General features: G+C 49.8%; 12 protein-coding genes. 7 read left to right on the top strand and 5 right to left on the bottom strand.

The window, feature by feature from the left end; all coding sequences use genetic code 11:
• Positions 1 to 23: 23 nt before the first annotated feature.
• Positions 24 to 575 carry an NAD(P)H nitroreductase gene (locus WES_RS11800; RefSeq protein WP_000339289.1) on the bottom strand — a complete coding sequence of 184 codons (552 nt, stop codon included), beginning with the start codon at positions 573 to 575 and terminating at the stop codon, positions 24 to 26.
• A gap of 161 nt (positions 576 to 736) precedes the next feature.
• On the opposite strand from WES_RS11800, the gene sppA reads away from it, so the two are divergent.
• The 4 genes from sppA (at position 737) to pncA (ending at position 5,219) form a co-directional block, all read left to right on the top strand.
• Positions 737 to 2,593: a signal peptide peptidase SppA gene (sppA, locus tag WES_RS11805; RefSeq protein WP_001259800.1), complete on the top strand. Its 1,857-nt coding sequence runs from the start codon at positions 737 to 739 to the stop codon at positions 2,591 to 2,593.
• 115 nt (positions 2,594 to 2,708) lie between these two features.
• Positions 2,709 to 3,419 carry an SIMPL domain-containing protein gene (locus WES_RS11810; RefSeq protein ID WP_001030439.1) on the top strand — a complete coding sequence of 237 codons (711 nt, stop codon included), beginning with the start codon at positions 2,709 to 2,711 and terminating at the stop codon, positions 3,417 to 3,419.
• A 131-nt stretch (positions 3,420 to 3,550) separates the two neighbouring features.
• Complete coding sequence (gene ansA / locus WES_RS11815) at positions 3,551 to 4,567, top strand: asparaginase (RefSeq protein WP_001170164.1); 1,017 nt, start codon at positions 3,551 to 3,553, stop codon at positions 4,565 to 4,567.
• Positions 4,568 to 4,577: 10 nt separating this feature from the next.
• Positions 4,578 to 5,219 carry a bifunctional nicotinamidase/pyrazinamidase gene (gene pncA / locus WES_RS11820; protein ID WP_016158143.1) on the top strand — a complete coding sequence of 214 codons (642 nt, stop codon included), beginning with the start codon at positions 4,578 to 4,580 and terminating at the stop codon, positions 5,217 to 5,219.
• A 156-nt stretch (positions 5,220 to 5,375) separates the two neighbouring features.
• Here the strand turns inward: pncA and WES_RS11825 are convergent, their stop codons facing one another.
• Positions 5,376 to 5,648, bottom strand: a complete 273-nt coding sequence (locus WES_RS11825; RefSeq protein ID WP_010349494.1) for a YeaC family protein — start codon at positions 5,646 to 5,648, stop codon at positions 5,376 to 5,378.
• Between the two features lie 41 nt (positions 5,649 to 5,689).
• Positions 5,690 to 6,103, bottom strand: a complete 414-nt coding sequence (msrB, locus tag WES_RS11830; protein WP_001284609.1) for a peptide-methionine (R)-S-oxide reductase MsrB — start codon at positions 6,101 to 6,103, stop codon at positions 5,690 to 5,692.
• 341 nt (positions 6,104 to 6,444) lie between these two features.
• Here msrB and gapA point away from each other — a divergent pair, with 341 nt between their 5' ends.
• Both gapA and WES_RS11840 read left to right on the top strand, forming a co-directional pair.
• Positions 6,445 to 7,440 (top strand): glyceraldehyde-3-phosphate dehydrogenase, encoded by a 996-nt coding sequence (gene gapA, locus WES_RS11835; RefSeq protein WP_000153502.1) that lies wholly within the window; start codon positions 6,445 to 6,447, stop codon positions 7,438 to 7,440.
• Positions 7,441 to 7,523: 83 nt separating this feature from the next.
• On the top strand, positions 7,524 to 8,408 hold the full coding sequence (locus tag WES_RS11840) for a D-hexose-6-phosphate mutarotase (RefSeq protein ID WP_016158142.1): 885 nt from the start codon (positions 7,524 to 7,526) through the stop codon (positions 8,406 to 8,408).
• Between the two features lie 50 nt (positions 8,409 to 8,458).
• On the opposite strand, the gene yeaE is transcribed toward WES_RS11840, so the two are convergent.
• Together yeaE and mipA are read right to left on the bottom strand one after the other, a co-directional pair.
• Positions 8,459 to 9,313: a methylglyoxal reductase YeaE gene (gene yeaE, locus WES_RS11845; RefSeq protein ID WP_016158141.1), complete on the bottom strand. Its 855-nt coding sequence runs from the start codon at positions 9,311 to 9,313 to the stop codon at positions 8,459 to 8,461.
• Positions 9,314 to 9,402: 89 nt separating this feature from the next.
• Complete coding sequence (mipA, locus tag WES_RS11850; RefSeq protein WP_016158140.1) at positions 9,403 to 10,146, bottom strand: scaffolding protein MipA; 744 nt, start codon at positions 10,144 to 10,146, stop codon at positions 9,403 to 9,405.
• Positions 10,147 to 10,581: 435 nt separating this feature from the next.
• On the opposite strand from mipA, the gene yeaG reads away from it, so the two are divergent.
• The gene (yeaG, locus tag WES_RS11855) at positions 10,582 to 12,516 is read left to right on the top strand and encodes a protein kinase YeaG (RefSeq protein WP_001019882.1); all 1,935 of its coding nucleotides are present in this window, start codon (positions 10,582 to 10,584) and stop codon (positions 12,514 to 12,516) included.
• Positions 12,517 to 12,558 lie beyond the last annotated feature (42 nt).

Genomic DNA, 12,558 nt, shown 5'->3' with positions numbered 1-12,558 from the left:
TCCACACAGTTTTGCCGTTTTTATCAAAAATAAGTCACAAACGGTGTCGGGTCCGGAATGTTTATCGACGTTGACGCTTTCAGTTGTGGCGTACCAAGATAGAGAAATCCGACAATTTTATCCTGCTCGCGACAGCCGAATGCGTCACGCACCACCGGGCTTTCAGTTAATGCGCCACTGCGCCAGATGCCGCCAAAGCCCTGGGCAATCGCCGCCATTTGCATTGCCATAACCGCGCAACCCGCCGACATTTCCTGTTCCCAGCGCGGGACTTTATGATTTTCTTCGCATTTTGCCACCACCGTTATGATGAGCGGCGCCCGGAACGGCGCATTACGCGCTTTGTCGATTGCTTTTTCATCGCTACCGGCAGCAATCGCCCCCTGCTCCAGAACGGCGCTGAAACGCTCACGCCCTTCCCCTTCAATCACAAAGAAATGCCACGGTTGCATGGATTTATGGTCTGGCGCACGCATACCCGCGCGCAGGATATTTTGCAGCTGCTCACCCGTTGGCGCTGGCTCAGCCAGACGGGAGGCGCTACGGCGGTTGATCAATAGTTCGAGTGCATCCATTTGATTAACTCCTGTCATGATGTTTATTCACAAAATTAACACGAGAGTGGATTTTGTTACAGCACAGTCCATGATTCCTGCTGACAAGTGCCGGTTGGGTCATTACGATAACCACATCACTTGCACCTGTAACAGGTGTAACTTTTAGTCTGGGAGAATACATGCGAACCCTTTGGCGATTTATTGCCGGATTTTTTAAATGGACGTGGCGTCTGCTGAATTTCGTCCGTGAAATGGTACTTAACCTGTTCTTTATTTTTCTCGTGCTGGTTGGTGTTGGGATCTGGATGCAGGTCAGCGGTGGTGATTCGAAAGAAACCGCCAGTCGTGGCGCACTGCTGCTTGATATTTCTGGCGTGATCGTCGATAAGCCCGACAGTTCGCAGCGGTTTAGTAAGTTAAGTCGTCAGCTGCTTGGTGCCAGTTCCGATCGTCTGCAGGAAAACTCGCTGTTTGATATCGTCAACACTATTCGTCAGGCGAAGGACGACCGAAATATCACCGGTATCGTGATGGATCTGAAAAACTTCGCGGGCGGCGATCAGCCTTCCATGCAGTACATCGGCAAAGCTCTGAAAGAGTTTCGTGACAGCGGTAAACCGGTTTATGCCATTGGCGAGAACTACAGTCAGGGGCAGTATTATCTTGCCAGTTTCGCCAATAAAATCTGGCTTTCCCCGCAAGGTGTGGTCGACCTACATGGCCTTGCCACCAACGGTCTGTACTACAAATCGTTGTTGGATAAGTTAAAAGTTTCCACTCATGTGTTCCGCGTTGGTACGTATAAATCTGCCGTTGAACCGTTTATTCGTGATGATATGTCACCGGCAGCCCGCGAAGCTGACAGCCGCTGGATTGGTGAGCTGTGGCAAAACTATCTTAATACCGTTGCCGCTAACCGCCAGATCCCTGCCCAGCAGGTATTCCCTGGGGCGCAAGGTTTGCTTGATGGTTTAACCAAAACTGGCGGCGATACCGCGAAGTATGCGCTGGATAACAAACTGGTGGATGCGCTGGCGTCAAGTGCCGAAATCGAAAAAGCCCTGACCAAAGAGTTCGGCTGGAGTAAGGCGGATAAAAATTATCGCGCCATTAGCTATTACGATTACGCATTGAAAACGCCGGCAGATAGCGGTGATGGCATCGGTGTAGTGTTTGCCAATGGTGCAATTATGGATGGCGAGGAAACTCAGGGGAATGTAGGCGGTGATACCACTGCGGCACAAATCCGCGATGCTCGTCTTGATCCGAAAGTGAAAGCGATTGTTCTGCGCGTTAATAGCCCTGGCGGCAGCGTTACGGCCTCTGAGGTGATCCGCTCTGAGCTGGCAGCAGCCAGAGCAGCGGGCAAACCTGTGGTTGTATCAATGGGCGGTATGGCGGCATCCGGCGGCTATTGGATCTCCACTCCGGCTAATTACATTGTGGCTAACCCCAGCACCCTGACCGGCTCTATTGGTATTTTCGGCGTGATCACTACCGTCGAAAACAGTCTGGATTCGATTGGTGTTCATACCGATGGCGTCTCAACTTCACCGCTGGCGGATGTTTCCATCACTAAAGCACTGCCGCCGGAAGCGCAGCAGATGATGCAGTTAAGCATTGAGAATGGCTACAAACGCTTTATCACGCTGGTTGCCGATGCGCGCAAATCGACGCCGGAACAGATTGATAAAATCGCTCAGGGGCATGTCTGGACTGGTCAGGATGCGAAAGCTAACGGTCTGGTCGATAGCCTCGGTGATTTCGATGATGCGGTCGCAAAAGCGGCAGAACTGGCAAAACTGAAGCAGTGGCATCTGGAATATTACGTCGATGAACCGACCTTCTTCGACAAAGTGATGGACAACATGTCAGGTTCTGTCCGGGCGATGTTGCCAGATGCGCTCCAGGCCATGTTACCTGCCCCACTGGCTTCGGTAGCCTCTACCGTGAAAAGCGAAAGCGACAAGCTGGCAGCGTTTAACGACCCGCAAAACCGTTATGCGTTTTGCCTGACCTGCGCCAACGTGCGTTAATTTCTGTAAATATGTGGCCGATATGCTGTCGGCCACATTCCTGAACCGGACTGTCTTTCACTCCCACCCTCCATTACATTGCCTTGCTCATTTAGCATCTGATAAGGAGTCATCAGTGAATAAGGCACCCTCTTTAATTGCCGCTATTGTCCTCGGACTGGGGATCAGCGCCTGTGGTTATTTCGTCGGCGATGGTGTTAAACATTTAAAGACCAACAACCGCTATGTAAACGTGCGGGGGCTTTCGGAAAAAGAAGTTCGCGCAGATACGGCAGAATTAACAATTGCGATTAACTTTAAAGGTAATGTTCCCGGCGAGCTTTTCCCAAAACTGGAAGACGCACAGAAAAAAATTGTTGCCGAACTCAACGCTCAGGGGATTAACGACAAAGAGATAAACCTCGGTCAGTGGACCAGTAAACGAACGGATTCCTTTTATCTCAAAGATGATCCCACAATGCCACGCTATAACGCCGACGGCTCCGTTACGATAAAAACTCATAACGTTGCTGCTGTCGAAAAAGTTGTCGCTAAATTAAATGAACTGCAAGTTGCTACGGATGGCGCTATCGCCGAGAGCAAAGTCGCCTATCGCTTTAATGGTATTGGCGCACTGCGCGCTGAGATGATTGCTGCCGCCACCAAAGATGCACGCAACGCAGCATTACAATTTGCAACGGACTCAGGTAGCCAGGTAGGTTCCATTAGCGATGCATCACAAGGCGTATTCCAGATCTTCGCCAGTGGCAGTGACGAAGATGATCCTACGGCGATTAATAAAACAGTGCGCGTAGTCACGACCGTAACCTATGCGTTGCAGGATTAACCACTTTTATCCGGCGGGACGCCAGTTCCTCTGTTCCGCCGTACTTTTCTCATATCCACAGAGTATCCAGGTGCGCTCCCCCTGCCTCACGTATATACTTTTGCTCTTTCTACATCATTCATATCAATATCATGCAAAAGAAATCTATCTATGTCGCCTACACGGGCGGGACCATCGGGATGCAGCGTTCCGAGCAGGGTTATATTCCGGTGTCAGGTCATTTGCAACGCCAACTGGCGCTGATGCCGGAGTTCCATCGCCCGGAGATGCCAGATTTCACTATTCATGAATATACACCGCTGATGGATTCTTCTGATATGACGCCGGAAGACTGGCAGCATATTGCTGAAGATATTAAAGCGCACTATGACGACTATGATGGTTTTGTCATTCTGCACGGCACCGATACGATGGCCTATACCGCTTCTGCGCTGTCGTTCATGCTGGAGAACCTCGGCAAACCGGTCATTGTGACAGGGTCACAAATTCCCTTAGCCGAATTACGCTCTGACGGACAAATCAATTTGCTGAATGCGCTGTATGTTGCGGCGAATTACCCGATCAACGAAGTAACACTCTTTTTTAATAACCGTCTGTATCGCGGTAACCGCACCACCAAAGCCCATGCCGATGGTTTTGATGCCTTTGCGTCACCAAATCTTCCTCCATTGCTGGAAGCCGGTATTCACATCCGTCGTTTAAATACGCCCCCAGCACCGCACGGCGAAGGTGAACTGATCGTTCATCCGATCACCCCACAACCGATCGGTGTGGTAACAATTTATCCGGGGATTTCTGCTGACGTTGTGCGCAATTTCCTCCGCCAACCGGTGAAGGCGTTGATTTTGCGCTCATATGGCGTGGGCAATGCGCCGCAAAACAAAGCCTTCCTGCAAGAATTACAAGAGGCCAGCGATCGCGGTATTGTGGTGGTCAACCTGACACAATGTATGTCCGGTAAAGTGAACATGGGGGGTTACGCTACCGGTAACGCCCTCGCCCATGCCGGGGTTATTGGCGGCGCGGATATGACTGTAGAAGCCACATTAACCAAACTGCACTACCTGCTTAGCCAGGGACTGGATACCGAAACCATTCGTAAGGCCATGAGCCAAAACCTGCGCGGCGAACTGACGCCGGATGATTAAGGAGACTGCAATGCCCCATCGCGCCCTGTTACTGGTCGATTTACAAAATGATTTCTGTGCTGGTGGCGCGCTCGCCGTACCGGAAGGTGACAGCACAGTGGATGTTGCTAACCGCCTTATTGACTGGTGCCAGTCGCGCGGAGAAGCGGTTATTGCCAGTCAGGACTGGCACCCGGCTAACCATGGCAGTTTTGCCAGCCAGCACGGTGTAGAGCCTTATACGCAGGGGCAACTCGACGGCCTGCCGCAAACTTTCTGGCCTGAACACTGTGTGCAGAACAGTGAAGGCGCACAATTACATCCGTTACTGAATCAAAAAGCGATCGCCGCTGTGTTCCATAAAGGCGAAAACCCTTTAGTTGACAGTTACAGTGCTTTTTTTGATAACGGACGTCGACAGAAAACCGCGCTTGATGACTGGTTGCGCGATCATGAAATCGATGAATTGATCGTTATGGGTCTGGCTACCGACTATTGCGTGAAGTTTACCGTGCTGGACGCATTGCAGGCAGGTTATAGCGTGAACGTGATTACCGATGGCTGTCGCGGCGTGAATATCCAGCCACAGGACAGCGCGCACGCGTTTATGGAGATGTCAGCCGCTGGGGCAACGCTATACACGCTGGCGGACTGGGAAGAGACGCAGGGATAATTTTACGCTGGCCTACAATTCTGTACTGCCGTTGTAGGCCAGATAAAGTGCGTCAGCAGTGCATCTGGCATGTTGGTTGTTAAATCAAACAACCAACACGCGACAGTAAAGATTATCCCCTTCCTTCATAAACGCTCTACAAAGGGGAGAATTCATTCACTTAAACATGACAATTGGTTTTGCTGTGATACCAAAATCTTCTTTCAACTGTTGTTTGCTCTTCATGACCATCTGACCGTTCGTATCGATAGTCATATGCTGCGCATCGGTATTGTTTCGCGCTTGCCACAGCATCACCAGTTGCAAACAGTTCTCTTTTTGTTCTTCGGTCAATGCAACACCATCTGGCCATTTACCCAGTTCAACGGCTGTCGATAAACGCTGGTAAACCTCAGGCGTCATGCTGTTGATTATTTCATCAAGATTCATAATTTTCCCGCTCCTGTGGAATAAGTTGCTGAATCGTTTTTTCAACCGTTGATTTCTTCGCCATTTTCGTCATCAGTAAAGCGCAACGATGCCGAGTTAACACAATAACGTTCGCCTGTGGGTTGTGGGCCGTCGGGAAAAACATGGCCCAGATGAGCATCACAGTTTCCACAACGAATTTCTATCCGCTGCATTCCATGTGACAAGTCTTTGATATAACGGATTGAATCTTCACTCACCGGCTCATAAAAACTGGGCCAGCCACAGCCTGAATCATACTTGGTTTGAGAATGAAACAGAGGGGCGTCGCAGATCAAACAGTGGTAAATGCCGTCGCGCTTATTATGCAATAAACGTCCAGTAAATGGCGGCTCCGTCCCGTGATTCTGTGTCACGTAAAACTGCATCTCGGACAAATTTTTTTTCAGTTCTTCTGCCGAAGGTTTGTTAGCCATTTGCTCACATCTCACTTTAATCACGCTCACATTACGTGACTTATTCTAACAAAACATTAACACCAACTCGCAAAATTTTGTTCTAAACTTGATCTCAACGAAATGGCAGCACTTAAAACGTGATAAAAATCACATTTTTATCGTAATTGCCCTTTAAAATTCTGGGCGCCGACCCCATGTGGTCTCAAGCCCAAAGGAAGAGTGAGGCGAGTCAGTCGCGTAATGCTTAGGCACAGGATTGATTTGTCGCAATGATTGACACGATTCCGCTTGACGCTGCGTAAGGTTTTTGTAATTTTACAGGCAACCTTTTATTCACTAACAAATAGCTGGTGGAATATATGACTATCAAAGTAGGTATCAACGGTTTTGGCCGTATCGGTCGCATTGTTTTCCGTGCTGCTCAGAAACGTTCTGACATCGAGATCGTTGCAATCAACGACCTGTTAGACGCTGATTACATGGCATACATGCTGAAATATGACTCCACTCACGGTCGTTTCGACGGCACCGTTGAAGTGAAAGACGGTCATCTGATCGTTAACGGTAAAAAAATCCGTGTTACCGCTGAACGTGATCCGGCTAACCTGAAATGGGACGAAGTTGGTGTTGACGTTGTCGCTGAAGCAACCGGTCTGTTCCTGACTGACGAAACTGCTCGTAAACACATCACCGCTGGTGCGAAAAAAGTGGTTATGACTGGTCCGTCTAAAGACAACACTCCGATGTTCGTTAAAGGCGCTAACTTCGACAAATATGCTGGCCAGGACATCGTTTCCAACGCTTCCTGCACCACCAACTGCCTGGCTCCGCTGGCTAAAGTTATCAACGATAACTTCGGCATCATCGAAGGTCTGATGACCACCGTTCACGCTACTACCGCTACTCAGAAAACCGTTGATGGCCCGTCTCACAAAGACTGGCGCGGCGGCCGTGGCGCTTCCCAGAACATCATCCCGTCCTCTACCGGTGCTGCTAAAGCTGTAGGTAAAGTACTGCCAGAACTGAATGGCAAACTGACTGGTATGGCGTTCCGCGTTCCGACCCCGAACGTATCCGTAGTTGACCTGACCGTTCGTCTGGAAAAAGCTGCAACTTACGAGCAGATCAAAGCTGCCGTTAAAGCTGCTGCTGAAGGCGAAATGAAAGGCGTTCTGGGCTACACCGAAGATGACGTAGTATCTACCGATTTCAACGGCGAAGTTTGCACTTCCGTGTTCGATGCTAAAGCTGGTATCGCTCTGAACGACAACTTCGTGAAACTGGTATCCTGGTACGACAACGAAACCGGTTACTCCAACAAAGTTCTGGATCTGATCGCTCACATCTCCAAATAAGTTGAGATGACTTTGTGATCTAAAAAGAGCGACTTCGGTCGCTCTTTTTTTTACCTGATGAAATGAAGTTAAAGGACTGCGTCATGATTAAGAAAATTTTCGCCCTTCCGGTCATCGAACAAATTTCCCCTGTCCTCTCCCGTCGTAAACTGGATGAACTGGACCTCATTGTGGTCGATCATCCCCAGGTAAAAGCCTCTTTTGCATTACAGGGCGCACACCTTCTCTCATGGAAGCCTGCGGGTGAAGAAGACGTTCTGTGGTTGAGCAATAACACTCCGTTCAAAAATGGCGTCGCCATTCGCGGTGGCGTGCCAGTTTGCTGGCCGTGGTTTGGTCCGGCAGCACAACAAGGTCTGCCTGCGCATGGTTTTGCCCGTATTCTGCCGTGGACGCTGAAATCGCATAGTGAAGATGCCGATAGCGTGACACTGACTTTCGAACTGACGCAAAGCGACGAGACGAAAAAATACTGGCCGCACGACTTTACACTGTTAGCGCATTTCCGCGTGGGTGAAACCTGTGAAATCGATCTTGAAGCGCACGGCGAATTTGAAACCACCTCTGCCCTGCATACCTACTTTAACGTGGGTGATATTGCTAAGGTAAGCGTCAGTGGTCTGGGCGATCGCTTCATTGATAAAGTGAATGACGCGAAAGAAGATGTACTGACCGACGGTATTCAGACCTTCCCTGATCGTACCGATCGCGTGTATCTGAATCCGCAAGATTGCAGTGTGATTAATGACGAAGCGTTGAATCGTATTATTACCGTTGGTCACCAGCATCATCTGAACGTCGTCGGCTGGAACCCAGGCCCGGCTCTTTCAGTCAGCATGGGCGATATGCCAGATGATGGTTATAAAACCTTTGTCTGCGTAGAAACCGCTTACGCCTCTGAGACACAAAAAACGACCAAAGAGCAACCTTCACATCTGGCACAATCCATTCGCGTTGCGAAACGCTAATTTGTGCTAGTTTTATATGCCGGGTGCGATGCATCCGGCATTTCCCAACATCACACCATATCCAGCGCAGTTTTACCTTTTGGTGCCGGATACGCTTCATCCAGCATGGCTAATTCCTCTGACGAAAGCACAACCTCAAGCACTGCTGCATTTTGTTGAACATGCGCGATAGTTGCCGCTTTTGGAATCGCCATCACGCCCTGATGGCTGATTACCCACGCCAGCAATACTTGTGCCGCGCTGATATTGTGAGCTTGCGCAATTTCATTGACCACCGCGTTTTTTAGCAGCCCATTGCGCAACCGCCCGGCCTGGGCTAACGGACTGTAAGCCATCACTGGCATCTGCTGTTGCTGGCACCAGGGGAGTAGATCATACTCAATCCCTCGTGAGCCGAGATGATAAAGCACCTGATTAGTGGCACACTGATTTCCTCCCGGCACCTGCCAGAGAGCCTGCATGTCAGAATAATCAAGATTAGAAACACCCCAGCGACGGATTTTGCCCTGAGCGATCAGTTTTTCCATCGCTGCGACAGTCTCTTCAAAAGCGAAACTGCCAGACCAGTGTAATAAGTAAAGATCGAGATAATCCGTATTGAGTCGGCGTAAACTGGCTTCACATGCGTTAATCGCTTTTTGTCCGCCGGCATTCCACGGATAGACTTTAGAGACGAGAAAGACTTTATCACGCAGACCGGTTAATGCTTCACCGACCACCTTCTCGGCACCGCCATCGGCATACATTTCGGCAGTATCAATGAGGGTTAAACCGAGGTCAATGCCCGCGCGTAGTGCAGCCACTTCGGTTTTGCGCTGGCTGGCGTCTTCGCCCATATACCATGTTCCCTGCCCTACGGCTGGCAGTGAGACATCGCCACTAAACGGAATCATTTTTTGTTGCATTGTTTCCTCCAGGTTTTTGCCCCACCGTAATGCAAAACAGGGCGTGACGCCCTGTTTTTATGCACAAAATGCCCTGGAAAGATGCATTATCAGAATTTGTAGGTGATCCCGGTCGAAATCAGACCCGTCCAGGATTTATCCACCATCGGGCTGTCGGTAACTTCATCAGACAGACGGGTGTAGCGTGCGGTGCCGTAAACACTCCAGTCGCCGAGGAAGTTGTAGCTGGCACTCAGCTCCAGGTAAGGACTCCAGCTGTCATTCGGGTTATAGCCACGCAGACCGCTGCGAGCGGATTCTTTGCGCGATACGCCATAATAGTATTCGTTATGGTTTTCGCTGTTCCACTGCACACCGATACCCGGAGTCACGGTCAGGCCGCCGTTGGTGTAACGGTACAACCAGGCCATATCCCACACGATACCGTTGCTGTTATCCAGTGTGTCGCCTGCCAAAGTGGTACGCAGATAACCGTACTGGGTAAAGTGTGCGTAGGACAGACCGGCCATCATGGTGCTCTTACGGTCATCCAGGTGGCGCATTTGGTGATCGCCACTGTCTTTGGCTTTGAAGTAAAGCGGCGACCAGTAAGCGGTAATTGAAAGTTTATCCGTTGCGTCATTCCACAGGTAGTAACCACCACCTAAGCCACGGAACCAGAAGTTATCGCCTTCATAGTTGATTACCGGTACTGGGTAAACATCGGTATCGTAATCTTTATAGGGGTGTTCAACGACACCTACGCCTGCGCCCAGGGAAAAACCTTCAGCGTGCGCTACGCCTACAGACGTTGCGATAAGCACTCCAAGTGCCAGAAGTTTGAGTTTGGTCACAATTAATCATTCCTTAAACAAATGTTTAGCGGGCGACAAAGTTTACCCGTCAATACATCGAAACCCAACCTTTTTACATTTTCATTTCTAAAGGTAACTGTTTAATTTTCCTGACGCTGATGACATCGGGCTTACACCTGAATGAATTTTGCGTTACTGGCGGCAATATTCTTTACATTAATTATGCAATTTTTATGGATGAGTTGTTGATATGCCATTGAAATCCAGAAAGCCATGCAGGCAAGTTTTCCATTTGCCATCTACGCTTAATTTTGAAGGTGTATCACCGGGCACGTTGTTCTCGCAGTCGGTAAGATGGCATGAGAGTTGCTGTGTTTTAGCAAGAGACGTCGTTCAGTTTACCTCTTCCGGGAGCCTCTACTATTCATATGAACGGCTCTTAACCTGTGCTAAAAAACGAAAGGACGGCATACCATGAATATATTCGATCACTATCGCCAGCGATATGAAGCTGCCAAGGACGAAGAGTTCACACTGCAGGAGTTTCTTACCACTTGTCGGCAAGATCGCAGTGCTTATGCCAACGCGGCTGAGCGGCTATTGATGGCTATTGGTGAGCCAGTCATGGTCGATACGGCCCAGGAGCCCAGACTTTCTCGACTCTTTTCCAACCGGGTCATTGCACGTTATCCGGCGTTTGAAGAGTTTTACGGCATGGAAGACGCGATTGAACAGATTGTCTCTTATCTGAAACACGCGGCTCAGGGGCTGGAAGAGAAGAAACAAATCCTGTATCTGCTGGGGCCTGTAGGTGGGGGTAAATCATCGCTTGCTGAGCGACTGAAATCATTAATGCAGCTCGTGCCTATTTATGTATTGAGCGCCAACGGTGAACGCAGCCCGGTCAACGATCATCCGTTCTGTCTGTTCAATCCACAGGAAGATGCGCAGATCCTGGAAAAAGAGTATGGCATTCCTCGCCGTTATCTCGGCACCATCATGTCGCCGTGGGCTGCGAAACGTCTGCATGAGTTTGGTGGCGACATCACTAAATTCCGGGTTGTGAAGGTCTGGCCGTCTATTCTGCAACAAATTGCCATCGCCAAAACGGAGCCGGGCGATGAGAACAACCAGGACATCTCCGCGCTGGTAGGGAAAGTCGATATTCGTAAACTCGAACACTACGCGCAGAACGATCCGGACGCCTATGGTTATTCCGGTGCGCTGTGCCGTGCAAACCAGGGGATCATGGAATTTGTCGAGATGTTTAAAGCACCGATAAAAGTGCTGCATCCCCTGTTGACCGCCACCCAGGAAGGTAACTACAACGGGACGGAAGGTATCTCCGCCCTGCCGTTCAACGGGATTATTCTCGCCCACTCGAACGAATCCGAATGGGTCACTTTCCGTAATAACAAAAACAACGAAGCCTTCCTCGACCGTGTTTACATCGTGAAGGTGCCGTATTGCTTGCGCATTTCCGAAGAGATCAAAATCTACGAGAAACTGCTTAATCACAGTGAATTGACTCACGCCCCATGCGCGCCAGGTACGCTTGAAACGCTGTCACGTTTTTCCATTCTTTCGCGTCTGAAAGAGCCAGAAAACTCCAGCATTTATTCAAAGATGCGCGTTTACGATGGCGAAAGCCTGAAAGATACCGACCCGAAAGCCAAGTCGTATCAGGAGTATCGTGATTACGCAGGCGTCGATGAAGGGATGAACGGTCTGTCCACGCGTTTCGCGTTTAAGATCCTCTCCCGCGTGTTTAACTTCGATCACGTGGAAGTGGCGGCTAACCCGGTTCACTTGTTCTACGTTCTTGAACAGCAGATTGAGCGCGAGCAGTTCCCGCAAGAGCAGGCAGAACGCTATCTGGAGTTCCTGAAAGGTTATCTGATCCCGAAATATGCCGAGTTTATCGGTAAAGAGATCCAGACAGCTTATCTCGAATCCTATTCCGAATATGGGCAGAACATTTTCGACCGTTATGTCACCTATGCGGATTTCTGGATCCAGGATCAGGAATATCGCGACCCGGATACCGGGCAGCTGTTTGACCGCGAATCTCTTAACGCCGAGCTGGAGAAAATTGAAAAACCGGCGGGGATCAGCAATCCGAAAGATTTCCGCAACGAGATTGTCAACTTCGTGCTGCGCGCCAGGGCGAATAACAGCGGACGCAATCCGAACTGGACCAGCTACGAAAAACTGCGCACGGTTATCGAGAAGAAAATGTTCTCCAATACCGAAGAGTTGTTGCCGGTCATTTCGTTTAACGCCAAAACCTCAACCGACGAGCAGAAGAAACACGACGATTTTGTCGACCGTATGATGGAAAAAGGCTACACCCGTAAACAGGTGCGTTTACTGTGCGAATGGTATTTGCGCGTACGTAAATCGTCTTAACAACAACGGCCCGGTGTACATGTTACCGGGCCGACAACGACA

The organism is Escherichia sp. KTE31 (assembly GCF_000407925.1).
GTDB classification, from domain to species: domain Bacteria; phylum Pseudomonadota; class Gammaproteobacteria; order Enterobacterales; family Enterobacteriaceae; genus Escherichia; species Escherichia ruysiae.
Note: the sequence above shows the minus strand (reverse complement) of the source record. Positions and strands in the feature narration are given on the sequence as shown.